The organism is Streptomyces sp. LS-MS-L19 (genome assembly GCF_058382285.1).
The window spans coordinates 1,225,693-1,249,462 of the sequence record NZ_JBYCLL010000001.1; the positions used below are offsets into that span (position 1 = coordinate 1,225,693).

22 protein-coding genes are annotated in these 23,770 nt (G+C 71.4%); 10 read left to right on the forward strand and 12 right to left on the reverse strand.

Annotated features, from left to right (window positions below; genetic code table 11):
* Positions 1 to 130: 130 nt before the first annotated feature.
* The 3 genes from AC2XR2_RS05340 to AC2XR2_RS05350 form a co-directional block, all read right to left on the reverse strand.
* Entirely contained in the window at positions 131 to 1,513 is a 1,383-nt protein-coding gene (locus tag AC2XR2_RS05340; protein ID WP_491514426.1) for a cation:dicarboxylate symporter family transporter, read from the reverse strand.
* A gap of 170 nt (positions 1,514 to 1,683) precedes the next feature.
* Positions 1,684 to 3,375, reverse strand: a complete 1,692-nt coding sequence (locus tag AC2XR2_RS05345; RefSeq protein WP_491514427.1) for a peptide-N4-asparagine amidase — start codon at positions 3,373 to 3,375, stop codon at positions 1,684 to 1,686.
* 56 nt (positions 3,376 to 3,431) lie between these two features.
* Positions 3,432 to 4,244, reverse strand: coding sequence for a L,D-transpeptidase family protein (locus AC2XR2_RS05350; protein WP_491514428.1), 813 nt, complete (start codon positions 4,242 to 4,244; stop codon positions 3,432 to 3,434).
* A 169-nt stretch (positions 4,245 to 4,413) separates the two neighbouring features.
* Between AC2XR2_RS05350 and AC2XR2_RS05355 the strand changes: the two genes are divergently transcribed.
* The 4 genes from AC2XR2_RS05355 to AC2XR2_RS05370 all read left to right on the forward strand — a co-directional run bounded on the left by AC2XR2_RS05355 (position 4,414) and on the right by AC2XR2_RS05370 (position 9,523).
* Entirely contained in the window at positions 4,414 to 6,411 is a 1,998-nt protein-coding gene (locus tag AC2XR2_RS05355) for an ABC transporter transmembrane domain-containing protein (RefSeq protein ID WP_491514429.1), read from the forward strand.
* Complete coding sequence (locus AC2XR2_RS05360) at positions 6,408 to 8,189, forward strand: ABC transporter ATP-binding protein (RefSeq protein ID WP_491514430.1); 1,782 nt, start codon at positions 6,408 to 6,410, stop codon at positions 8,187 to 8,189. The genes AC2XR2_RS05355 and AC2XR2_RS05360 overlap by 4 nt, the downstream gene beginning before the upstream one ends.
* 569 nt (positions 8,190 to 8,758) lie before the next feature.
* Positions 8,759 to 9,229 carry a DUF5709 domain-containing protein gene (locus AC2XR2_RS05365; RefSeq protein WP_381299559.1) on the forward strand — a complete coding sequence of 157 codons (471 nt, stop codon included), beginning with the start codon at positions 8,759 to 8,761 and terminating at the stop codon, positions 9,227 to 9,229.
* A gap of 33 nt (positions 9,230 to 9,262) precedes the next feature.
* Positions 9,263 to 9,523: a type B 50S ribosomal protein L31 gene (locus AC2XR2_RS05370; protein WP_330268524.1), complete on the forward strand. Its 261-nt coding sequence runs from the start codon at positions 9,263 to 9,265 to the stop codon at positions 9,521 to 9,523.
* 62 nt (positions 9,524 to 9,585) lie between these two features.
* Here AC2XR2_RS05370 and AC2XR2_RS05375 read toward each other — a convergent pair whose 3' ends face one another.
* Positions 9,586 to 10,380 carry a metal-dependent hydrolase gene (locus AC2XR2_RS05375; RefSeq protein ID WP_330268523.1) on the reverse strand — a complete coding sequence of 265 codons (795 nt, stop codon included), beginning with the start codon at positions 10,378 to 10,380 and terminating at the stop codon, positions 9,586 to 9,588.
* Between the two features lie 145 nt (positions 10,381 to 10,525).
* Between AC2XR2_RS05375 and AC2XR2_RS05380 the strand changes: the two genes are divergently transcribed.
* Together AC2XR2_RS05380 and AC2XR2_RS05385 are read left to right on the forward strand one after the other, a co-directional pair.
* Positions 10,526 to 13,039, forward strand: a complete 2,514-nt coding sequence (locus AC2XR2_RS05380; protein ID WP_449350822.1) for a DEAD/DEAH box helicase — start codon at positions 10,526 to 10,528, stop codon at positions 13,037 to 13,039.
* Positions 13,040 to 13,112: 73 nt separating this feature from the next.
* On the forward strand, positions 13,113 to 13,979 hold the full coding sequence (locus AC2XR2_RS05385) for an acyl-CoA thioesterase (RefSeq protein WP_381299561.1): 867 nt from the start codon (positions 13,113 to 13,115) through the stop codon (positions 13,977 to 13,979).
* 65 nt (positions 13,980 to 14,044) lie between these two features.
* Here the strand turns inward: AC2XR2_RS05385 and AC2XR2_RS05390 are convergent, their stop codons facing one another.
* Together AC2XR2_RS05390 and AC2XR2_RS05395 are read right to left on the reverse strand one after the other, a co-directional pair.
* Complete coding sequence (locus AC2XR2_RS05390) at positions 14,045 to 14,926, reverse strand: DUF6397 family protein (protein WP_491514431.1); 882 nt, start codon at positions 14,924 to 14,926, stop codon at positions 14,045 to 14,047.
* Between the two features lie 124 nt (positions 14,927 to 15,050).
* Positions 15,051 to 15,464: a roadblock/LC7 domain-containing protein gene (locus AC2XR2_RS05395; protein WP_330268519.1), complete on the reverse strand. Its 414-nt coding sequence runs from the start codon at positions 15,462 to 15,464 to the stop codon at positions 15,051 to 15,053.
* A 94-nt stretch (positions 15,465 to 15,558) separates the two neighbouring features.
* Here AC2XR2_RS05395 and AC2XR2_RS05400 point away from each other — a divergent pair, with 94 nt between their 5' ends.
* Complete coding sequence (locus AC2XR2_RS05400; RefSeq protein ID WP_330268518.1) at positions 15,559 to 15,987, forward strand: PPOX class F420-dependent oxidoreductase; 429 nt, start codon at positions 15,559 to 15,561, stop codon at positions 15,985 to 15,987.
* Positions 15,988 to 15,996: 9 nt separating this feature from the next.
* On the opposite strand, the gene AC2XR2_RS05405 is transcribed toward AC2XR2_RS05400, so the two are convergent.
* The 5 genes from AC2XR2_RS05405 to AC2XR2_RS05425 all read right to left on the reverse strand — a co-directional run bounded on the left by AC2XR2_RS05405 (position 15,997) and on the right by AC2XR2_RS05425 (position 21,010).
* On the reverse strand, positions 15,997 to 16,602 hold the full coding sequence (locus AC2XR2_RS05405; protein ID WP_330268517.1) for a GTP-binding protein: 606 nt from the start codon (positions 16,600 to 16,602) through the stop codon (positions 15,997 to 15,999).
* A 129-nt stretch (positions 16,603 to 16,731) separates the two neighbouring features.
* Positions 16,732 to 17,145, reverse strand: coding sequence for a DUF742 domain-containing protein (locus AC2XR2_RS05410; protein WP_381299564.1), 414 nt, complete (start codon positions 17,143 to 17,145; stop codon positions 16,732 to 16,734).
* Positions 17,146 to 17,164: 19 nt separating this feature from the next.
* On the reverse strand, positions 17,165 to 17,638 hold the full coding sequence (locus AC2XR2_RS05415) for a roadblock/LC7 domain-containing protein (protein WP_381299565.1): 474 nt from the start codon (positions 17,636 to 17,638) through the stop codon (positions 17,165 to 17,167).
* Positions 17,635 to 20,157 carry a sensor histidine kinase gene (locus AC2XR2_RS05420; protein ID WP_491514432.1) on the reverse strand — a complete coding sequence of 841 codons (2,523 nt, stop codon included), beginning with the start codon at positions 20,155 to 20,157 and terminating at the stop codon, positions 17,635 to 17,637. The genes AC2XR2_RS05415 and AC2XR2_RS05420 overlap by 4 nt, the downstream gene beginning before the upstream one ends.
* A gap of 79 nt (positions 20,158 to 20,236) precedes the next feature.
* Positions 20,237 to 21,010: an MHYT domain-containing protein gene (locus AC2XR2_RS05425; RefSeq protein ID WP_330268514.1), complete on the reverse strand. Its 774-nt coding sequence runs from the start codon at positions 21,008 to 21,010 to the stop codon at positions 20,237 to 20,239.
* A gap of 152 nt (positions 21,011 to 21,162) precedes the next feature.
* On the opposite strand from AC2XR2_RS05425, the gene AC2XR2_RS05430 reads away from it, so the two are divergent.
* The gene (locus AC2XR2_RS05430) at positions 21,163 to 21,762 is read left to right on the forward strand and encodes a class I SAM-dependent methyltransferase (protein WP_449352888.1); all 600 of its coding nucleotides are present in this window, start codon (positions 21,163 to 21,165) and stop codon (positions 21,760 to 21,762) included.
* Positions 21,763 to 21,768: 6 nt separating this feature from the next.
* Here AC2XR2_RS05430 and AC2XR2_RS05435 read toward each other — a convergent pair whose 3' ends face one another.
* Entirely contained in the window at positions 21,769 to 22,524 is a 756-nt protein-coding gene (locus AC2XR2_RS05435; RefSeq protein ID WP_491514433.1) for an alpha/beta fold hydrolase, read from the reverse strand.
* 109 nt (positions 22,525 to 22,633) lie between these two features.
* Here AC2XR2_RS05435 and AC2XR2_RS05440 point away from each other — a divergent pair, with 109 nt between their 5' ends.
* Both AC2XR2_RS05440 and AC2XR2_RS05445 read left to right on the forward strand, forming a co-directional pair.
* Positions 22,634 to 23,191 carry a PadR family transcriptional regulator gene (locus AC2XR2_RS05440; RefSeq protein ID WP_381299569.1) on the forward strand — a complete coding sequence of 186 codons (558 nt, stop codon included), beginning with the start codon at positions 22,634 to 22,636 and terminating at the stop codon, positions 23,189 to 23,191.
* 77 nt (positions 23,192 to 23,268) lie between these two features.
* Positions 23,269 to 23,754, forward strand: coding sequence for a VOC family protein (locus AC2XR2_RS05445; protein WP_491514434.1), 486 nt, complete (start codon positions 23,269 to 23,271; stop codon positions 23,752 to 23,754).
* Positions 23,755 to 23,770: the final 16 nt, after the last annotated feature.

Sequence of the window (23,770 nt, forward strand, 5' to 3'; positions counted from 1 at the left end):
GGCGTTGACTGGCAGCACTGAGAAGTGGACCGGCAGCACTGGGACGAGAACGGGCAGCACTGACGAACGGGCCGCGGCCACCGCTCCGTAAGGCTGGAGCGGTGGCCGCGGCCTGGTTCCGGAACGCTGGTCACATGACCTCGGCGGGCGACTCCTTGGCGACCGGTGCCGGCTCGGGCTCCGGCTCCGCCTGGGGCTCCTGCTCCGGCTCCGCCTCGGGCACGACCTCGCCACCCAGCACCTTCTTGGCCCTGTCGATGTCCAGCGCGCCCTCCCAGCGGGACACCGCGAAGACCGCGACGCAGTTGCCGAGCAGGTTCGTCACGACGCGCATCGAGTCCATGATGCGGTCGACGCCGAGCAGCAGGGCAACGGCGCCGGCGGGGATCGCTCCCAGCGAGGACGCCGTGGCGGACAGGGCGAGGAAGGCCGAGCCGGGGATGCCCGCCATGCCCTTGCTGGTCAGCATCAGCACCAGGACGACGGTGATCTGCTGGCTCAGGCTGAGGTCGACACCCACGGCCTGGGCGATGAAGAGCGTGCCGATGGAGAGGTAGAGCGAGGCGCCGTCGAGGTTGAAGGAGTAGCCGGTCGGCAGCACCAGACCCACCGCGTCGTCGCGGGCGCCGGCCTTGCGCAGCTTCTGCATCACGCGCGGCATGACGGACTCGGTGGACGCCGTGCCGAGCGCGAGCAGCATCTCCTCGCGGATGTAGCGCAGGAACCTCCACAGGCTGAGCCCGGTGAGCGCCTTGAGCGCGACGGCGAGCAGCACGATGAAGAGGGCGGCGGCCGCGTAGCACAGGACGATCAGCTTGGCGTAGGTCTCGATGACGCCGAGGCCGTACTGGCCGATCAGGACGGCCATCGCGCCGAACACCGCGATCGGCGCGAGGCGCATCACGAAGCCGACGACCGCGAAGATGATCTCCTGGGCCTGCTCGATGGCGGGCAGCACCTGCGGGACCTTGGTGTGGCCGAGGTGCAGCAGCGCGGCGCCCACCAGACAGGCCAGGATGAGCACCTGGAGCAGCGAGTTCTCGGCGAAGGCGCCGATGAAACTGGTCGGCAGGGCGTTGACGATGAACTCGGTCGTCGAGGGCAGGTGTCCGCTGCCCGTCTTGGCGTCCACGGCCGCGGAGTTGAGCGTCGCGGGGTCGACGTGCATCCCCGAGCCGGGCTGGACGACATTGGCGGCGACCAGTCCGATGATCAGCGCGAGCGTGCTCGCGACCTCGAACCAGATCAGCGCCTTGAGCCCGATCCGGCCGAACGCCTTGAGGTCACCCGCCTTGGCGATGCCGACGACGACCACGCAGAACACGAGCGGCGAGATGATCGTCTTGATGAGCCGGGTGAAGCCGTCGCCGAGCGGCTGGAGGTCCGAGGCGAAGCCGGGCCACAGCTTTCCGACAACGATGCCGAGGACCAGCGCCACGGCGACCTGGACGAAGAGAGAGGTACGCAGTATGTGTGCGACGCGTCGCGGCAGGGACGGGACGGACGGCGGCACGGGCACTCCTTGAGGGGGGACGGGGAGCCACAGAAGCCCGGGGAGACTTCTGCGATACGGAAAGCGGCTTCCGTGGAGATCACTCTGGAGGGACCGTTGATCGCGTGAGAGACCGCCGTGTTTCCGGCGCGTAAATCACGCAGCCTGTGACGCATCGCACACAACTCGGGTCAGCAGCCGTCGCGTTCCTCCGTCAGCACCCCCTGCACGGTGACGAGTGAGCGGTCGTAGCACCCCGCCGAACCCCGGATCCGGTAGCGCTCGCTCGTCGTACCGACCGCGTGCCGCTGATCGCGCGGGACGTTGATCGTGTACGTGGCGTCACCCGCGTAGGTGTCGTCGAACCGGAACCACGCAGTGCGGTGGCCGGCCTGGCTCACCGTGGTCTCGGCGCGGTCCCCGAGGGTCAGCGCGGTGCGGAGCCGGTCGCCCGCGCCGATGGTGGTCGTGCCGTCCATCGTGTACGTCCGGTGGGTGCGGGTGGTGCGGGCCGGGCCGCGGCCGTCGACGGTCACCGACTCGTCGTCCGTCCAGGTGGCCTTGAGCGCGTCGGGGTTCTCGCCGTCGCCCCAGCGGTGCGTGGAGGTGTTCGTCAGCGCACGGCGGACGGTGGTCGTCACGCGGCCGTGCGAGGTGTCGACGTACCCGGCAACGGTGAGCCGGTGGTCACCCTCGGTGTCCACGCGCTGCTCCGAACCGGGCATGTACGTCGAGGAGTTGGTGAGGTCGCCGGTCCGGTGCGTGGTGAGCCGTCCGGTGACGTGCTTGCTCTTGGCGTCCTGCCAGACGAGGACGTTCACCGGGGTGCTCCAGCCCGACTGCCCCGCGGGCACCCCGACGACCGAGACCTCCACGCGATGCGGGCGCCCGTCGTTGAGGATTCCGGCGAAGGGCGTCAGGTCGTATTCGATCGGCTTGATGTCGAAGGCGCGGGGGCCCGGAACGACGTACCAGAGGAAGGGGTTGGACCAGCCGCCGGTCCACACGGTCGGGAACGGGGCGGCGATGCCCGCGAGTTGACCGTCGACCTTGATCTGGACCTCGCGGTAGGGGCCGCCGTCGGCCTGACAGGAGTACGGCGCGTTCGACGGCACCGTCAGATACCAGTACTCCTCGCAGCCCCCGCCGGAGCCGGTGGCGTACACCTCGGCGACGACGCGTTCGCTGTTGCGCGGGGTGGTGAGGGTGCCGTCGGCGAGGGTGAGCACCCGGTCGGGGGTGGCCTTGGCGTCCGGTGCGCCCGCGTAGAACGTCAGCGTCACCTTCACGTCGATGATCCCGGTGTACGTGTCGTCGACGACGTTCCCGATGAGCATCTCCACGTCATGGCTGCCGCGGAGTGTGTCGCTGTAGCGCGTGACGTCCTTCTCGACGGACCACTCGATGCCGTCGGGCGAGGGCTGCGGGGTGGAGGTGCGGAAGATCTCGACCCCGCCGATGTGCAGATACCCGAGCCGGTCGAACTGCCGTCCCTTGACGTTGCCTTCGAGCCGCAGCACGACCTTGCTCCAGCGGTCGCCGCAGCCCTTGGGCGGGGCGTAGGTGCCCGTGTAGGGGGTGAAATCGCGGAACTGCGCTTCGGCGACGGTGACTTGGCAGGACCTGCCCGAGGGTCTGGCGACGGGCGGCGCGGCGGTGACCGGGTCGTGCCAGTCGGTGCCGAACTCGGCGGGGGCGGGGGTGGCGGCGGGTTGGGCGTGGGGGGCCTGCTGGGCACGGGGCGCCGGCTGGGCACGGGGCGCCGGCTGGGCACGGGGCGCCGGCTGGGTACGGGGCTCCGACTGGGCGGGCGTCGCTCCGAGCAGGGTGCTCGCCAGGAGGGTCGCCCCTGCGAGCATGGACATGACTAGCCGTCTCTTCATGGCCGTGTTCTACGGCGAGTCGGGCCCCGCCCGCAATGACGCCTCCCGCAGCGGACCTACGCCGACAGGTCCGCCCTGTCCCCCATCACCACCACGGGATGCCGGTCCGGATCGAGCGTGCGCAGCAGATACCGCATCGCCTCCTTGGACACGCTGACGCAGGCCGACGTACCGCTGCCGTGGTCCATGTGCAGCCAGATGCCGCCGCCCTTGGAGTAACCCCCGGGCCGCGTCTGGTCGTTGGGCGGGGTGCCCTCGACGCGGTTGTAGTCGATGGCGATGACGTAGTCGAAGTCGTGCCAGTAGGACCGGGGCCACCAGCGGGGAGCGGCGATCGCGGCCGACCTCGTGTACGGCAGTCTCGCGCCGGGGTCCGGGAGCACCCCGCCCGCGTCGCTGAGCGTGAACACCCCGACGGGACTGCGCCTGTCGCCCTCGTGGTGGTCGGTGGTCCAGCCCTTCCTGCCGTTGTGGGCGGGCCAGCCGCGGACGCGGTCCCAGCGGGAGTTGTGCTTGGCGTACAGCACGACGGTGGCGTCCGCGGAGTTCCTGCCGTCGCCGTAGACCGCGAGGACCTGGCGGGAGTCGGCGGGGACGCGGCGTTGGAGGCGGGTGCCGACGCCGGGGACACGGGGTCGGAGACGGTCGTCGACGCCGGGGACACGGGGCTGGAGACGGTCATCGACGCCGGGGATACGGGTCGGTCGGTCCGCGGGTTCGGCAGCCGCCTCGGTGTCGGGGGTGCCGGTGTGTGCCGGGACCGGGTCCGGGCCGCCGCATCCTCCCAGGAGGAGCAGCAGCGCTGCCAACGCCGTGGTCGTCACCGCGGTCCGCCGTACGCCTCCGCCCACCCCTGCCACGCCTCGCATCGCCCCATCGTCGCGCCGGGAGGCCTGGGCCGACGGCACCGGTTCCGTGCGTCGCGGCGGAAAACCTGTTGCCGCCGACCACGCTCTGCCGCGACCCTTTCACGGTTTGCAGCCGCCGTGCGCGGCTCCTTCCCACACCCCTGACACGAGCCACTGGGACGCACCCGTCATGCAGATCCAAGACCTTCCGTATCCCGACCCGGGAGTGCCCGACGCACGCTCGGGCTCCCGGTTTCTGTGGTGGCTCTTCAGGAACCAGCTGGGCGGACAGTTGAAGTCGCTGGCCTGGGGACTGCTGCACTTCCTCTCCGTCTCCGCGCTGCCGTTCTGCGTCGGCGTGGCCGTCCAGGCGGTCGTCGACCACTCCGGCCGCCGACTGGCCCTCGCCGGCGGTCTGCTGGCGGTGTGCTGCGTCGGCAACGCGGTCGGCGACACCTTCCTGCACCGCACCGCCGTCACCAACTGGATCACGGCCGCCGCGCGCGTCCAGCAGCTCCTGGCCCACAAGGCCGCACATCTGGGCTCCGCGCTGACCCGGCGGGTCGCCGCCGGCGAGGTCGTGGCCGTCTCCACCGGTGACGTCGAGAAGATCGGCTGGTTCGTGGAGGCCTGGTCCCGGTTCACCGCGGCGGCGGTCACCATCGTCGTGGTCTGCGTCGGCATGGTCGTCTACCAGCCCGCGCTCGGCGTGGTGGTCGCCGTGGGCCTGCCGGTGCTGGCCCTCTCCGTGCTGCCGCTGCTGCCCAAGGCGACGAAACGCGCCGACTTCCAGCGTGAGAAGGCGGGCCGCGCCACCGAACTGGCCTCCGACACCGTCGCCGGTCTGCGCGTGCTGCGCGGCATCGGCGGCGAGGAACTCTTCCTCGACCGCTACCGCAAGGCCTCGCAGGAGGTCCGCCACGCGGCCGTGCGCAGCGCCCGGATGTGGTCCCTGATCGCGGCGATCCAGGTCGTGCTGCCGGGTCTGCTGCTGATCGCGGTCGTCTGGTACGGCGTCCACCTGGCCCAACAGGGCCGGGTGGAGGTCGGCGAACTGGTCGCCGTCTACAGCTCGGTGATGATCCTGACCTATCCGCTGCGGCACTTCGAGGAGATCGCCATGGCGTACTCCTTCTCACGCCCGTCCGCCAAGCGGGCGGCGGGGGTGCTGTCGTTGGAGCGGGCCACGTCCGCTGACGGGGCACGGGGGGCTCAGGACACCGGCGAGGTGGGACGCTCGAAAGGCCTGGGCTCTGCTGGGCGCCCGGAGGGCTTGGGCTCCGCTGGGCGCTCGGAGGGCCTGGGCTCCGCTGGGCAGTCGGAGGGCTCGGGCCGCGCGGAGGGCTCGGTGGGCGTGCCCTCCGGGGACCTGTACGACCCGGCCACCGGTCTGCTCGCCCCCTCCGGACGGCTCACCGCGGTGGTGTGCGGCGACCCGGACGCGGCGGGGCTGCTGGCCGAACGGCTCGGTGGACACCCCTCGGAGGCGGGCACATCCGTGCTCCTGGGCGGGGTGCCGCTGGACGAGCTGCCGCTCGACTCGGCGCGCACCGCCGTCCTCGTCCAGGACAAGGACCCGGTCCTGCTCTCCGGCACCCTGCGCGAACTGCTCGACGTCCCCGCCTCGGGTGACGTCGGTGCCGTGCAGGCGCTCGCGGCCGCGCAGTGCGCCGACGTACTGGCCGCCCTGGTCCAGGGGTCCCTGGACACCGAGGACCCGATGGACGCGCGCATCACCGAACGCGGGCGCTCCCTCTCGGGCGGCCAGCGCCAGCGGCTCGCCCTGGCCCGGTCGCTGTTCACCGACCCGGAGGTACTCGTCCTGGACGAGCCGACCTCCGCCGTCGACTCGCACACCGAGGCGCGGATCGCGGACGGAGTACGGGACCTGCGGACCGGTCGCACCACCGTGGTGTTCACGTCCTCGCCCCTGCTCCTGGACCGAGCCGACCGGGTGGTGCTCGTCCACGACGGCGAGGTCGTGGCGGTCGGCGTGCACCGCGAGCTGGTGCACAAGGAACCGCGGTACCGGGCGGTCGTGACCCGCGAGACGGACGAAGAGACCGCACTGGGCGACGCGCTGAACCACCAAGGCGTACCGAACAAGCAAGACGTACTGCACGAGCAGAACGTGTTGCACGAGCAGGACATGTTGCACGCACTGGAAGAGATCGAGGAGAGCGCATGATCGGCGTGGCGCCACCGGCGTACGACCCGGCGGCACCGACGACGGCGAACACCCTGCCCGTCGGGGCCACCGCGACCGTACGCGCCTACGTGGCCGAACTGTTCCGCCGGCACCGCCGCGCCTTCGGACTCCTCGTCGGCGTGAACACGGTCTCGGTCGTGGCCTCCATGGTCGGGCCCTGGCTGCTCGGCGACCTCGTCGAGCGGGTCTCGGACGGGGCGCGCGAACTCCATCTGGAACTGACCGCTGCGCTGTTCGTGGTCGCGCTGGTCGTGCAGGCCTTCTTCGTACGGCAGGTGCGGCTGCGCGGTTCGATGCTCGGCGAGCAGATGCTGGCCGACCTGCGCGAGGACTTCCTCGTGCGGTCGGTCGGCCTGCCCCCCGGGGTCCTGGAACGGGCCGGGACCGGTGACCTGCTGTCCCGGATCACCACCGACATCGACCGGCTCGGCAACGCCATGCGCGAGGCCGTACCGCAACTCGCGATCGGTGTGGTGTGGGCGGCCCTGCTGCTCGGCGGACTCGTGATCACCGCGCCGCCGCTGGCCGCCGCCGTCCTGCTGGCCCTGCCGGTGCTGATCGTCGGCTGCCGCTGGTACTTCAAGCGGGCTCCGTCCGCCTACCGCTCGGAGGCCGCCGGGTACGCCGCCGTGGCCGCCGCGCTCGCGGAGACCGTGGACGCCGGACGCACCGTCGAGGCACACCGGCTCGGCGCCCGCCGCATCGAACTGTCGGAGCGGCGGATCAAGGAGTGGACCGCCTGGGAGCGGTACACCCTGTGGCTGCGGTCGGTGCTCTTCCCCTGCATCAACGTCAGCCACGTGATGATCCTTTCGTCGGTGCTGATGGTCGGCGGGGTCTTCGTCCTCCAGGGGTGGATCGGGGTCGGCCAGCTCACCACGGGCGCCCTGATCGCGCAGATGCTGATCGATCCGGTCGGGCTCATCCTGCGCTGGTACGACGAGCTCCAGGTGGCGCAGGTGTCGCTGGCCCGGCTGGTGGGCGTGCGGGACATCGAACCGGCCGGCGGTGACAGCGGGCTCGCGCCCGACGGGCGGGACGTGGACGCGGACCGGGTGCACTTCGGCTACCTCGAGGGGGTGGACGTGCTGCGCGAGGTGTCCCTCAAGGTCGCACCCGGCACCCGGTTGGCGCTGGTCGGCCCCTCGGGCGCCGGCAAGTCCACCCTGGGCAGGCTGCTGGCCGGCATCTACACGCCCCGGGACGGCCGGATCACGCTGGGCGGCGCCGAGCTGTCCCGGATGTCCGCCGAACGGGTCCGTGAACATGTGGCCCTCGTCAACCAGGAGCACCACGTCTTCGTGGGTTCCCTGCGCGACAACCTCCTGCTCGCCCGGACGGACGCCACGGACGCCGAGCTGTGGGCGGCGCTCGGCGCGGTCGACGCGGACGGGTGGGCGCGGGCGCTCGACGACGGCCTCGACACCGAGGTCGGCTCGGGCGGCCTGACCGTCACCCCGGCCCAGGCGCAGCAGGTCGCACTGGCCCGCCTGGTCCTGGCCGACCCGCACACGCTGGTCCTCGACGAGGCGACGTCGCTGCTCGACCCCCGGGCCGCCCGTCACCTGGAACGCTCCCTCGCCCGCGTCCTCGACGGCCGCACGGTCGTCGCCATCGCCCATCGCCTCCACACCGCCCACGACGCGGACGTCATCGCCGTCGTCGAGAACGGCCGCATCAGCGAGCTGGGCAGCCACGAGGAGCTGGTAGCGGCGGACGGCGCGTACGCGGCGTTGTGGAGGTCCTGGCACGGGTAAGGGGGCGAGGCGGCGCCGGGGCCGCCCGGTGAACGGTGGTGTGGGCCGGGCCGACTCCTCGGAGGAGCGACCCGGCTCCACGCGCCCCGCCCTCGGAGCAGGAACCCGAATCCCGCCCCTCGGAGGACCTGGCCGCACCCCGCCCCTCGGAGGACCTGGCCGCATCCCGCCCCTGCCATGACCGCCTCGCGCAGCGCCCCTCGGGTGACCGGCCCACGCAGACCCCTCCCTCCAGTCACCGCCCTGCCCCGGCAACGACACCTCCGCGCGCCACCCACGCCCACGGCAGCACACTCCGACGCCCACCCCGCCCCAAGCCTGGTCCGGCCCCCTCCGAACCCCAGCCCGCTCCGCCCCCCGGCCCCCTCAGAACCCCCCTCAAGCCAGCGCAGCGCCCCCGTGGCGTTGCGCGGTCCCGAAGCGGGGTGGAAGGCTGGACAGCAGCACCGGCTCAGGGAGCGTGTGCGGGCGGTTCGATCCGTCGGCGGGCGCGGCAAGTGCCCCGTGGGCCCGTGGCCCGCCGTGGGCCGCGGCAGGCTCGGGTCCGTCCCCTTCACCTGGAGGTACCCGTGGACAGCTCCGACGGATGGGGAGACGACGTCTACCAGCCCGACGGCTCCGAGATCCAGGACGACGCGGGTCTGCTCGACGCGGAGGACACCCTGGAGGACGACGGGGTCGACGACCCCCTGGACCGCGGCTGGTCCCCGCCGGACAGACCGTGGGCCGTGGAGCACACCGGTGTCACCGCCGCGGAACGCCGACGGGGCGAGACGCTGGACCAGCGGCTCGCCGAGGAGCTGCCCGACTCGGTGCCGTTCGACGGCGACGGCATCGGCGACGCCGACGGCACCGACGGCGAGCTCCTGGACAACGAGGTCGGTGCGATGCGCTCCGGCCGTCTCGTGGCCCCCGACGAAGGGGCGCACGAGGACGAGGAGAGCGCCCTGATCGCCACGGACGTGGGCATCGACGGCGCCGCGGCGTCCGCGGAGGAGGCCGCCATGCACATCGTGGACGAGGATTCCCTGTCCGGCTGACAGCACGACACCCGCAGCGCACGAGGAGCCGCCATGCAGCAGGACAAGCACCCCGACTACCACGAGGTCGTCTTCCGTGACCGCTCCGCCGGTTACGCCTTCCTGACCCGGTCGACCGCGACCAGCGACCGGACCATCGAGTGGGACGACGGCGAGACCTACCCGGTGGTGGACGTGGAGATCTCCTCCGAGAGTCACCCCTTCTACACCGGCAAGGCGCGCACGGTCGACTCGGAGGGACGCGTCGCCGCCTTCGAGCGGCGGTACGGCGGCGGGACGGGCCAGGGCGGCTGACCGCTCGGCCGCACCCGGCGCAACAGGCCCCCGGGGCGTGTCAGTGGTCCCGCGTCCCGGCGTCAGATGAAGTTCAGCGCCGCCGCGCAGCCCACCCCCCCGAGCAGCATGAACGCCGGCATCAGCACCTTCAGCTCGACCCAGCTGCCGGCCCGGAACCGCATCACCTTCGGCGGTCCGATCGGGTACCAGCGCTTGCGACCCACGGGGATCGGCCACAGGATCGGGCAGCCCGACACCGTGAGCGCGTCCCCGATGTCGTGCACGAGCGCCCCCAGGACCACCGGAAGCCCCAGCCACAGGTACTCCTGGCCGGGCTGGGTGAACAGCCAGTCCGAGCCGTTGCCCGGCTTGTCCAGGACACCGGCGATGATCCACGCGCTGGTCGCCGCCAGCAGCCACACCAGGACGTCGGCGCTGGAGCCCCGGGTCGCACGCCACAGCAGACCCTCGATGGCCAGCACCATGTGGGCGAACAGGATCGCCAGCACCGCCCAGCGGCCACCGGTGATCGCCGCCACCGAGCAGCCCGCACCGATCAGCACGGCCCACAGCCAGGTGTGCGTGAGCGTGCGGTGACCGCCGGAGCGACGCGGGTCGCCCTGCTTCTTGGTGGCCTTGTAGACGGCGTAGGAGAGCTTGTCGACGATCTCGCACAGGGCCCGTGAGACCGGCCCGAAGGCCCGCGAGATCGTGGCCGCCTTGTGGTCGAGGTCGGGAGCGAGCGCGGCACCCGCGCAGATCAGAGCTCCGGCCAGCAGTACGGGCCACGGCATGGTGTGCCCGGTGGCGGCGGCGGCCGCTCCTACGCCCAGCCAGGCCGCGGCGCCCGACAGTGAGTGTGCTGGTCCCATCATCGGCGTAGCCCGCCCCATTCCTCGTGTACCACTGTCCAGTTGACCGGCTGCGCTGACGCCCCGTCGGCGACACAGCGTACTGGTCGTGATCTTCCTGCCGGCAACCGATTCCCCTATAGGGGAGGACGCCAGGCAAGATGGGTCCGTGACCCTCATCGATCAGCTGCCGCAGACCGCAGACCCCGACGCCCTCTACGAAGCCTTCGAGTCGTGGGCCGGGGAGCGGGGTCTCACGCTCTACCCCCACCAGGAGGAGGCGCTGATCGAGGTGGTCTCCGGCGCGAACGTGATCGTGTCGACGCCCACCGGCTCCGGCAAGAGCATGATCGCGGCGGGTGCGCACTTCGCCGCCCTCGCCCGCGACGAGGTCACCTTCTACACCGCGCCCATCAAGGCGCTCGTCTCGGAGAAGTTCTTCGAGCTGTGCAAGATGTTCGGCACCGAGAACGTCGGCATGCTGACCGGTGACGCCTCCGTCAACGCCGACGCGCCCGTCATCTGCTGCACCGCCGAGGTGCTCGCGTCGATCGCGCTGCGCGACGGCAAGCAGGCGGACGTCGGCCAGGTCGTCATGGACGAGTTCCACTTCTACGCGGAGGCGGACCGCGGCTGGGCCTGGCAGATCCCGATCCTCGAGCTCCCGCAGGCGCAGTTCGTCCTGATGTCGGCCACCCTCGGCGATGTCTCGATGTTCGAGAAGGACCTGACCCGGCGCACCGGCCGGCCGACGTCGGTGGTCCGCTCGGCGACCCGCCCCGTCCCGCTCTCCTACGAGTACAAGCTCACCCCGCTCACCGAGACCCTCACCGAGCTCCTGGAGACCAAGCAGGCGCCGGTCTACATCGTGCACTTCACGCAGGCGCAGGCCGTGGAGCGGGCGCAGGCGCTGATGAGCATCAACATGTGCTCGCGCGAGGAGAAGGACCAGATCGCCGAGCTGATCGGCAACTTCCGCTTCACCACCAAGTTCGGCCGTAACCTCTCCCGTTACGTCCGGCACGGCATCGGTGTCCATCACGCCGGCATGCTGCCCAAGTACCGGCGGCTGGTGGAGAAGCTCGCCCAGGCCGGTCTGCTGAAGGTCATCTGCGGCACCGACACCCTCGGTGTCGGTGTCAACGTGCCCATCCGCACGGTGCTGTTCACGGCGCTGACCAAGTACGACGGCAACCGCGTCCGCACCCTGCGCGCCCGCGAGTTCCACCAGATCGCGGGCCGCGCGGGCCGGGCCGGCTTCGACACGGCCGGCTTCGTCGTCGCCCAGGCCCCCGAGCACGTCATCGAGAACGAGAAGGCGCTCGCCAAGGCCGGCGACGACCCGAAGAAGCGCCGCAAGGTCGTCCGCAAGAAGGCGCCCGAGGGCTTCGTCGCCTGGTCGGACAGCACCTTCGAGAAGCTGATCGCTTCCGAGCCGGAGCCGCTGACCTCCCGCTTCCGGGTCACCCACACCATGCTGCTGTCGGTGATCGCCCGCCCGGGCAACGCCTTCGAGGCGATGCGGCACCTCCTGGAGGACAACCACGAGCCGCGCAAGCAGCAGCTGCGGCACATCCGGCGGGCGATCGCCATCTACCGTTCGCTGCTGGACGGCGGCATCGTCGAGAAGCTCGACGAGCCCGACGCCAGCGGCCGGATCGTCCGCCTCACCGTGGACCTGCAGCAGGACTTCGCGCTCAACCAGCCGCTGTCCACGTTCGCGCTCGCCGCGTTCGAGCTGCTCGACCCCGAATCGCCTTCCTATGCGCTGGACATGGTGTCCGTCGTGGAGTCCACCCTGGACGACCCCCGGCAGATCCTCGTCGCCCAGCTGAACAAGGCGAAGGGCGAGGCGGTGGCCGCGATGAAGGCGGACGGCGTCGAGTACGAGGAGCGCATGGAGCGCCTCCAGGACGTCACGTACCCCAAGCCCCTGGAGGAGTTGCTCTTCCACGCGTACAACACGTACCGCAAGAGCCACCCGTGGGTCGGCGACCACCCGCTCTCCCCGAAGTCCGTCATCCGTGACATGTACGAACGGGCCATGTCCTTCACGGAGTTGGTGTCCTTCTACGAGCTGGCCCGCACCGAGGGCATTGTCCTGCGCTACCTCGCCAGCGCCTACAAGGCGCTCGACCACAACATCCCGGACGACCTGAAGTCCGAGGACCTCCAGGACCTGATCGAGTGGCTCGGCGAGACGGTCCGCCAGGTCGACTCCAGCCTCCTGGACGAGTGGGAGCAGCTCGCCAACCCCGAGGAGATGACCGCCGAGGAGGCCCAGGAGCGGGCCGACGAGGTCAAGCCGGTCACCACCAACGCCCGTGCCTTCCGCGTCCTGGTCCGCAACGCCCTCTTCCGCCGCGTCGAACTCGCCGCCCTCGACCAGGTCGAGGAGCTCGGCGAGATGGACGCCGACTCCGGCTGGGACGCCGACGCGTGGGGCGAGGCGATGGACAAGTACTGGGACGAGTACGACGACCTCGGCACCGGCCCCGACGCCCGCGGCCCGAAGCTGCTGCGGATCGAGGAGGAGCCGCAGAACAAGCTGTGGCGCGTCCGGCAGACCTTCGCCGACCCGAACGGCGACCACGACTGGGGCATCAGCGCGGAGATCGACCTCGCCGCCTCCGACGCGGAGGGCCGCGCGGTCGTCCGGATCACCGATGTCGGACAGCTGTGACCCTGAGGCCGGTTGTGAGCGCCAGGCCCCTCGTGAGCCGCAGCCCAGTTGTGAGCCAAGGAGAATCCCACCCATGACGAACCCGGCCGAAAGGCTCGTCGATCTGCTCGACCTGGAGCAGATCGAGGTCAACATCTTCCGTGGCCGAAGCCCGCACGAGTCGCTCCAGCGGGTCTTCGGCGGCCAGGTCGCGGGCCAGGCGCTGGTGGCCGCCGCCCGCACCACGGAGGGCGACCGCCCGGTGCACTCGCTGCACGCGTACTTCCTGCGCCCGGGCCGGCCCGGGGTGCCGATCGTGTACCAGGTCGAGCGGGTGCGGGACGGGCGGTCGTTCACCACCCGCCGGGTCACCGCGGTGCAGCAGGGCCGCACGATCTTCAATCTCACCGCCTCCTTTCACAAGCCTGAGGAAGGTTCCTTCGAGCACCAGCTGCCGCCCGCCCGCAAGGTCCCGGACCCGGAGTCGCTGCCGCGGGTCGGCGACGAGATCCGGGAACACATGGGTGAGCTGCCGGAGCACTTGGAGCGGATGGCGCGCCGCCAGCCCTTCGACATCCGGTACGTGGACCGGCTGCGCTGGAGCGCCGAGGAGGTCAAGGACGCAGAGCCGCGCAGCGCGGTGTGGATGCGTGCGGTCGGGCCGCTCGGCGACGACCCGGTCGTGCACACCTGCGCGCTGACCTACGCGAGCGACATGACCCTCCTGGACGCCGTCCGCCTTCCGGTGCAACCCCTGTGGGGTCCGAGGACCTTCGACATCGCGTCGCTGGACCACGCCATGTGGTTCCACCGGCCCTTCCGGGCGGACGAGTGGTTCCTGTACGACCAGGAGTCGCCGATCGCGACGGGCGGCCGTGGGCTGGCCCGTGGCCGGATCTACGACGTGGAAGGGCGCCTGCTGGTGTCCGTCGTCCAGGAGGGGCTGTTCCGGGCGCTGTAGGTCAGCGCTCAGGAGAAGTTGTTCACGGCGCTGCCGGCTCGAGCGCTCAGGAGGGCGCCGCCGGCTCAGGCGCTTCTGCGGCGGAGCCAGCCCAGCAGGCCCCCGCGGGACGGTTCCTGTGGCGTCGGGTCCCCCGGTGGCAGGTCGGGAGGTGTCTGCCGGGCCGCCGGGCGTGGCGCGGGCCGGAACCGTCGTGCGTCGTCGAGGGCTCGGAGCAGCTCGCTCCTCAGCCATTCGATCTCTGCCGGGTCGTCCGCCGTCATGATCTTCTCGATGAGGTGCGCGGCGGGTGACCCCAGCGCCCCCTGGGCGGGCGGTCCCGGCCTGAAACGGCCCAGGTGGGAGCGGTCGTAGGGGTCCGGGACGAGCTCCGCGACCTGTGCGGCGTCGAGGAAGGCGGCGAGGACGCCGGCACTCGCCCACGGGTCCTCGGCGAGGCGCAGGAGGAATCCCCGGTGGCGTCCGCGCCAGTTGCGGGCACGCAGGTCCACGCCCTCGTCCAGCATGTCGCGCAGCCCTTCGGGCATCCGCCCGGTCAGCAGCGATTTGTTCTCCCCGACTGTCGTGAACTCCTCGAGTTCTTCGGCGAGATACAGCCACACGACGGCCCGGTACCGGTTCAGATAGAAGCGCACCGGCGAGATCAGGCCGAGGCGGGCCAGGCGGGTGAACCTGCCGACGGGGATGTCCATGACCTCCGCGCCCTCGGTGGTGCCCACGAGCCGTACCCGCTCGCGCAGCGAGTCCGGAAAGCCGTCCGTCGCCCGCAGCCGGTCGATCTCCGAAGGAGTCACGCGGCGACCCCCGCCCCCTTCGTCGGGCACCGTGCGGATCTGGCCCAGGTGGACGGCGAGGTCGAACTCGCTTCGCTTGAGGCCCAGTTCCCGCGCGGCGCGGCTGGGTGTGCAGGAGTGGCGCTGGTGCTGGGTGATGGTACTGCTGGACATGATCGCTCCCCCGTGGAGTCGTCGCTCACGCTGTGTGCGCTCGCCGTGACAAAAACCGTAGCCGGTGAGGCGAGACACGTGGCGAGCCTGTGGATAACTCCACGGGAGCCGAAGAACCCGCAGGTCAGAGGTCAGGCGCCGAGTTCCGCTCGGGGAGGCGGGCGTCCACGTCGAGGTGTTCGCCGACCCGGTTGACGAGGAGTGTCATCTCGTAGGCGATCTGGCCGATGTCCGCGTCCGAGCCGCTGAGCACGCACAGACAGCTGCCGGTGCCGGCAGCGGTGACGAACAGGACCGCGTCGTCGAACTCGATCATCGTCTGCCGTACCTGGCCCGCGCCGAAGTGACGCCCCGAACCCTTGGCGAGGCTGTGCAGTCCGGACGAGACGGCGGCGAGATGTTCCGCGTCCTCGCGGCGCAGTCCGGTGCTGGCGCCCGTCACCAGCCCGTCGTTGGACAGCACCAGCGCGTGCCGGACGTGGTCGACGCGCTCGGTCAGATCGTCCAGCAGCCAGCCGAGGCCCTGCTTCTCCGGCATGTGTCCCGTCTCCCCGTGTGACGTCTCCTCCGGCCCGGAGGATCTCCCGCAAAGCCTTCCCCACGACCGTCAACGGGGCAAGGAGAATGGGGACATGGCACAGAAGATGACCGATGAGGAATGGCGGGAGTTCGTCTCGTACGGCACTCGTACCGGCAAGTTGTCGACCGTCAGGGCCGACGGGAGTCCGCATGTGGCGCCCATCTGGTTCGTGCTCGACGGTGACGACCTGGTGTTCAACACCGGGAAGGGCACTGTCAAGGGGCGCAACCTGGCGCGGGACGGGCGCGTCGCCCTGTGCGTGGACGACGACCGGCCGCCCTTCGACTACGTGGTGATCCAGGGCCGGGCCCGGATATCGGAGGATCTCGACGAGGTCCGGCACTGGGCAGGGCGGATAGGCGCGCGGTACATGGGCGAGGAGCGGGCCGAGGAGTTCGGTGCCCGCAACGGCGTCCCCGGGGAACTCCTCGTCCGCGTGCGGATCGACAAGGTGCTGGCGCAGAAACGCGTCGCCGACTGACGTGTCCGGTCAGCCCACCGAGTCGAGCAGCCGGGCGGTGTGCATCCGCCCGGCGTACTCGACCAGGCGGATCAGCACTTCCTTGCCCGAGTCGCGGTCCCGTGCGTCGCACAGCACCACCGGAGTGCCCTGGTCGAGGTCCAGGGCGCGGGACACGTCGTGGGCGCCGTAGGTCCGGGCGCCGGCGAAGCAGTTGACGGCCACCACGAACGGGATGTGCCGGTGCTCGAAGTAGTCCACGGCCGGGAAGCAGTCCTCCAGGCGCCGGGTGTCGGCGAGGACGACGGCGCCCAGGGCCCCTTGTGACAACTCGTCCCACAGGAACCAGAAGCGATCCTGGCCGGGGGTGCCGAAGAGGTAGAGGGACAGGCCGGAGCGGATGGTGATGCGCCCGAAGTCCATGGCGACCGTCGTGGTGACCTTCTGGTCCACGCCGTCGGTGTCGTCCACCAACTGGCCCGCCTCGCTGAGCAGTTCCTCGGTGCGCAGCGGCCTGATCTCGCTGACCGCGCCCACCAGGGTGGTCTTGCCCACGCCGAATCCGCCGGCGACCAGTATCTTCAGCGCGAGGGCGGTCGATTCGCCGCCCTGGGCGTCGGAGTTCTCGGAGACCATCGATCACTTCTCTCGGGAGGGCCGGCAACGGGCGGCGACGTCGGCAATGGGTCGCGAAATCAGCATCATGACAACCAGGGCTCGCCTTCGGGTGGTTCGACCGCTTATTGCCCGGTTCTGAACGTTCATCTACAGCGCCCGAAGCCCTTCGATCACCTCGCGCAGAATCCGTTCATCAGGAAGCTGTGCGGGGGGTACCGGGCGGCTGACGCTGACACAGCCGAGTTCCAGCAGGTCCCCCAGGAGCACCCTGACCACGCCCACGGGCAGGTCGGCCCCCGCGGCGAGCTCCGCCACCGACTGTGTCTCCGTGCGGCACAGGTCGATCAGGGCCCGGTGTTCCGGTCCGAGCGCGGTGTCCTCGCCGGGGCCGGGCGCGCCCGCGTCCAGGGTGACGAGGGCGATCAGGTCGAAACGCACCCCCGTGGGGCCGGGCTGGGTGCGTCCGCCCGTCATCGCGTAGGGGCGGACGAGCGGCCCGGCCTCGCCGTCGTACCACTGGCTGCCCTGCTCGTGCGGGACGCCCGCCATGTCCTCGGTCATGCGCGACCGCCCTTCCCTCTCATCCGGCGGCGGGCGGCCGCGCGCCCACGCGCGGCGCCGTGTAGAGGTGCTCGCCGACCCGTTTGACAAGCCGTGCCATCTCGTAGGCGACCAGGCCTATGTCGGCGGTCACGGCGGTGAGGACGGCGAGACAGGAGCCGTCTCCCGCGGCGGCCACGAAGAGGAAGCCGTCGTCCATCTCGACCATGGTCTGGCGTACTCCCCCGGCCCCGAAGTGCCGTCCCGCGCCCTTCGCGAGGCTGTGGAAGCCGGAGGAGACGGCCGCGAGGTGTTCCGCGTCCTCGCGGCGCAGGTCCGTGGAGGACCCGACGGCGAGGCCGTCGTTGGAGAGCACGACGGCATGCCGTACCTCGCTCACGCGCAGCACCAGGTCGTCCAGCAGCCAGTCGAGTTCGCCGGACCTCCCCCACTCCCGGTTCCGCTCGCGCGGGGGGACCCCCATGTCGGCCCTCGTGCTCGGGTCCTGGATCATCCTCGGTCTCCTTCGCTGCTGTCTCTGCCCGCTGGGGAATCTGGGGCGGCACCGCGTCCGGGCTGCCTGCCGCCCCCGCGCGCCCAGCCGTCCCGGTACGCGGCCATCCGATCCCGTACGACCTCGGGCGTACGGCCGTCGTCGTCCCGGCGGGCGGCTGCCGGGGGCGGTTCCTCCGAGCGCTGCTCGCGCAGTTGGGGAGCGAGGCTCGCCTGGCGCACCCGGCGGGGAAGGTCGTCGGACTCCTGGGGCTCGTCGGGCGGTCGGTGCAGGCGCAAGGCGGTCACTCCGGGAGGCGGTGTGTCGGTCGTCCCCCGGTCGGCGGCGGCCGCGCGGGGAGCCACCAGGGCGGGTCGCTCGGCGGAGGCGGGGACGGACTCCTGGTCCCGTTCGGCGGCCACCCGCGCGTACTCGCGTTCCGTGAGCCGTTCCCGGTCGGCGGCCTTGGCGGGTGAACGTTCCGCCGCCTTGATGTGCAGCAGCGCCGTGGGCAGCAGGACGACCGCGGTGGTACCGCCGTAGGGCGAGGTGCGCAGGTGCACCTTGATGCCGTGGCGGGCCGCGAGCCTGCTGACCACGAACAGGCCGAGCCGGTCGCTGTCGAACAGGTCGAGCGCCTCGGACTGTTCGATGCGTCGGTTGGCCTCGGCGAGGGTCTCCTTTCCCATGCCGAGACCGCGGTCCTCGACCTCGATGGCGTAACCGTTGCCGACGGGTTCGCCGGTGACGCGCACACGCGTGTGGGGCGGCGAGAACTGGGCGGCGTTCTCGATGACCTCGGCCAGCAGGTGGGTGAGGTCGGCGACGGCCGCGCCGACGACGGAGGCGTCGGGCAGTTGGCGCACCTCCACGCGCGCGTAGTCCTCGACCTCGGAGACGGCCGCGCGCACCACGTTGGTCAGCGACACCGGCATACGCCAGGCGCGGCCGGGGGCGGCGCCGGAGAGGATGATCAGGCTCTCCGCGTGGCGGCGCATGCGGGTGGTGAGGTGGTCGAGCCGGAAGAGGTCGCTGAGTTCGTTGGGGTCGTCGGAGCGGCGTTCCATGCTGTCGAGCAGGCTCAGCTGGCGGTGGACGAGGATCTGGCTGCGGCGGGCGAGGTTGACGAAGACGCCGGAGATGCCGCTGGCGAGTTCGGCGCGCTCCACGGCGGCCCGCAGGGCGGCGCGGTGGACGGTGGCGAGGGCCTCGGCGACCTGGCCGGTCTCGTCCTCGGCGGGTGGCCCGGGCGGGGCCTCGGAGCGGATGTCGATCTCGTCGCCGGCGCGCAGCCTGTCCATGGCGTCGGGGAGTTTGCGGCGCGCGATCTCCAGGGCGCTGTTGCGCAGGCTCACGAGTTCGACGACGAGGCCGCGTCCGATGCGCACGGAGATGACGAGGGACGCGGCGACGGCGACGAGCCCGAGCAGGACGGCGGCGCCCGCCGGGGTGAGCAGGCCCCGGGTGAACGGGTCGGCGCGGTGGGCGACTCCGCTGCCCGCCGCCTGTTCGACGGCCCGCATGCCGCTGCGCACACGCGTGTGTGCCGCCTGCCAGGTGGTCTCGGGCGTCGACTCGACGGCGCGCACGCCGGGCGCGGCGGCGAGTGTCCGGTCCTCGGCGGCGGTCACGGTGGCGTAGGCGCCACTGCCGGCGACCTTCTGCCAGGCGGCACGGTCGGAGCCGCGCAGGTCGGCCACGGCGCTCTCGGTGAGGGCCCGACGGGTGTCCACGGCCCCGGTGAACAGCCGCAGCCGCTCTCCGGCGAGGACCCCGGACAAGCGCGCGCTGGCCAGTACGACGTCCTCCTGGGCCAGCGACTCGCCCGCGCGGGAGAACTCGAGCAGCACGCGCGCGTCGGAGCCGAGTTCGGCGTCCTGGATGCCGGTGAGGGCACCGCCCACCGTGAAGGCACCGGCGATGGTCCTGGTGTAGCGGCCGTACGTCTCGTCCCATCCGGCGCTGCGGTCCAGCACGGCGGTGCGCAGGGAGCGCAGTTGTTCGGCGCCGGTCACGAAGGCCTCGAGGCGCTGGGCGACTCCGGCGGGCAGTTCCTCGCCGTCGGCGACGGTGTTGTCGTCGCCGAGTCGTAGCCGGGCGACGGCCTGGTCGGTGCGTGCGGCGAGCTTGCGGAGGTCGTCGCTCCGCGCCGCGGACGGGTCGGTCGCGTACCGGACCGCCGCGGCACGCTCCGCCTGGAGCGCGGTCACGGCGTCGGCGACCGGCGACCGGACGGCGTCGTCCACGCGCTGCAACTGCCGCAGCCGGGAGACGTCCTGGGCGGTGCTGACGGTCGCGTACGCCCACAGGGCGAGCAGTGAGACGACGGGCACCATCAGCAGGCAGACGATCTTGGCGCGGACGGTGCGGGGGCGTATCCGCCAGTGTCCCGCGCGCGCGGGTATGTCCTCCGGTACCGGTGCCGCGGTGTCGTCGGGCACTTCGTCCGCCGGTGGACCGGCGTGGGCGCGACGGCCGCGGGCGGGTGTCGTGGGCGGCGGCTCGGCGCCGGCCGTGGGGGTCCTACGCGGTGTACGCATGGCCTCCTCGATCGGGAGAGGGTTCGGGGCGTCTCGTCGGGGCCGTCCGGGGCTCGGATCCGCCGCCTGGACGCCGCGGCTATGAGGGGACGCTCTCGACCGCGCGCTGGGCCGAGGCGGTGGCCTCGCGCTCTCCTGTCGTGGGTGACAGCGCGACGAAGGCCGAGGTCAGGAAGAGGTAGGAGCCGAGCCCGACGGCGAGCGGGAAGATGAACTGCATCGCCGTGGCGCCGGGCAGGACGGCGCCGGAGGGGGCGACCCGCACGCTCACCGCGAACATCCCGGTGTAGTGCATGCTGCTGACGGCGGCCCCCATGATGAGCGAGGCGATGGTGACGGCGACGGGCGACTTGATGTTGAGGGCCGCCCACAGAGCCGCCGTCGCCGCGACGACGGCGATGAGGACCGAGAGGCCGACGAGTACCGGGTCGTAGTCGACGTCGCCGTGCAGTCGTACGGCCGCCATGCCCAGGTAGTGCATGCTCGCCACGCCCAGCCCGGTGGTGAGTCCGCCCAGCAGGAGCGCGCGGATCCGGTCACGGCTGTAGCCGACCGCGAAGACGCCGGCGGAGACGACGACCATGGCGACCAACAGGCTCGCGATGGTCAGGGGTACGTCGTAGCGGATGTCGGTACCGCTGACGCTGAAGCCGAGCATGGCCACGAAGTGCATGGTCCAGATGCCGGTCCCGATGGCCGAGGCGGCCGTGATGAGCCAGTTGCGGCGCGACCGTCCGGTCGCTCCGAGGGCGCGGACGGTGCAGCGCAGGCCGAGCGCGGCGCCGATGCACGCCATGACGTACGACAGTGTGGGCGTCAGCCAGCCCAGGGCTGCGTGGTCCAGGTGTCCCATGGCCAAGGGACGCTAGTGGGGTCAGGGGCGCACAAAGAGGGCGCATTTCGAAAGGTGCCGCAATATGACACAGAGAGACGTCTGAACGATCGCGTCACGCTCGAACGTGCGCGCCGGGAATTCATCCGTGGCGGTGAGGGATCATGCGGAACATGAGTGACGACCACACGCATGTCCAGGAGTTCTTCTCGGCCCGCGCCGCCGACTGGGACAGCAGGTTCCCGGACGACGGCCCGGCCTACGCCGCCGCGGTCGCCGAACTCGGCCTGCGCGAGGGCGACCGCGTGCTCGACGCGGGCTGCGGCACCGGACGGGCCCTGCCGCCCCTGCGTGCGGCCGTGGGAGCCTCCGGAGTGGTCGTGGGCGCCGATCTGACCCCGGCCATGCTGGAGGCCGCCGTACGGGCCGGCAGGGACCGGGACGGGCGGCTGCTGCTCGCCGACGTGGCCGCGCTGCCGTTGCGCTCCCGGTCGCTCGACGCCGTTTTCGGCGCGGGCCTGATCTCGCATCTGCCCGACCCGGCCGAGAATCTGCGCGAGTTGGCCCGCGTGGTGCGGCCCGGTGGCGTCCTGGCCCTGTTCCACCCCATCGGCAGGGCGGCACTGGCCGCACGTCAAGGTCGGCGGATCACCCCCGAGGACCTGCGCGCGGCACCCAACCTCCGTCCACTGCTGGCCGGTTCGGGGTGGCGGATGACGTCGTACACCGACGAGGACGCCCGGTTCCTGGCCCTCGCCGTCCGCGAGGGCTGACCGGGCTCACCCCGTCCCGGCGACCGCGGCCACGAAGGCGTCGGGGTTGTCGAACATGACGTTGTGGCCGGCGCCGGGCACGGTCAGCACGCGCACGCCCGCCGCCTCCAGGCCCTCACGTCCCTCGAGTTCGCCGGTGAGCTCGCCCTGGAGGTACACGCGCTCGATGGGCAGCGCTTCGAGGATCGCGCGCATCATGGGCTCCGATCCGCGCCTGAGACCGGCCGCGCTGCGGTGCAGGGCGCGCGGGTCGGCGAGCCGCATCGTCGCCGCCCACAGCGGTCCCACCTTGTCGAGCACGCGCGCGTGGGCGCCTGCGACGAAGTCGTCCTCCTCATAGGCGTCGATCCAGGTACTGCCCGCCGAGGACGGGGGCGACGGGTCGAGGTTGGCCTCCGTCAGGACCAGCCGGGAGACGAGCTCGGGCCTCCGGTGGGCGAGGACGAGCGCGACCGACCCGCCCATGCTGTGCGCGATCAGCTCCACACCGGTCAGGCCCGCCGCGTCCAGGACGACCGCCAAGGCGTCGGCGTGGTCCTCCAGCGTGTACCCGAAATGCTCGGGACGGTCGCTGACCCCGTGCCCCGGCAGGTCGACGAACAGGCTGCGTCGCCCCGCGAGTTCGGGCCGGGCGGCGATGTGCGCGTGGTAGGCGGTCGAGACCGCCCCCAACCCGTGCACGTACACGCGTGCCGGTTCCTCGCCGGGTGTCTCGGTCCAACGGATGCGGCTTCCCCTGCCGTCGAACTCGGCCTGCTTCATGGTGCCCTCCCTTGTATGCCTCCCTCAGGACAATACATCGTGACCGATGTATTCCTAACAGGATGTACTCCATTGGTGATGTACACCGTCGGTGCGGCAGAATGCGCGCATGCTGGAACTGGCCATCCTCGGATTCCTCTACGACACTCCGCTGCACGGCTACGAGCTGCGCAAACGCATCACCGCGCTGGCTGGGCACGTGCGGCCGGTCGCGGAGAGCACGCTGTACCCGGCGATCAAGCGACTGGAGACGGCGGGACTGCTGGCGCGTGCGACGGAACCCGGTGCCGTGGCCGCACCCCGCCACGTCCTGACGCTCACCGATGAGGGCCGACGCGAACTGCGGCGGCGACTCGCCGAACCGACCAGGCGCGAGATCACCGACGAGAACCGGTGGTTCACGGTCCTCGCCTTCCTCCGGCACCTCGACGACGCCGGCGCGCAGGCGGCCGTACTGCGCCGCCGTCTCGCCTTCCTGGAGGAGCCCGCGAGCTTCTTCTACGAGGGTGACCGACCGTTGAGCGCCGAGGAGTTGGACGACCCTTTCCGCCGCGGGGTGCTGGTCATCGCGCGCGCCACGTCCCGGGCCGAGCTCGGCTGGCTGAGGGAGACGATCACGTCACTCGACGGCCGGTCCGGGCCTGCGCCGGGTCATTCCGGCGCTTGACCTCGATCGAACTTGAGCTTCTACGTTCCTTCCAGGGCCGCGGGACCGACCTGCGGCGCCTTTCGTGGAGGTTCGCCGTGACCGAGCACGCAGCCCATGCCGAGATCCCCGACCGCTACCGCTATGCCGTGATCCCGCACATCATGGTCGACGACGCCGCCGCGGCGATCGATTTCTACCAGCGGGCGTTCGGCGCCCATGAGGACTTCAGGGTCGACGCCCCGGCCGGCGGGATTCTGCACGCCGAGATCACCATCGGGCGGTCGGCCCTGATGCTGGGCGACACCGGCGTGGACGAGGCGGAATACAGCGCCTTCGGCGCGCCCGGCTCGCTCGGTGGCCGCACATCCGTCGCACTGCATGTCTTCGTGCCGGACGTGGACAGCCTGGCGGAGCGCGCGGAGGCCGCGGGTGCCGAGATCCTCCAGCCGCCGGCGGACACGTTCCACGGGGACCGCACGGTCATCCTCAAGGACCCCTCGGGGCACTTGTGGGTGTTTCTGACGCACATCGAAGACGTCTCCGCGGAGGAGCTCCGGCGCCGCCTGACCACAGCCGGTTGACCGCAGGTCGCCGGTC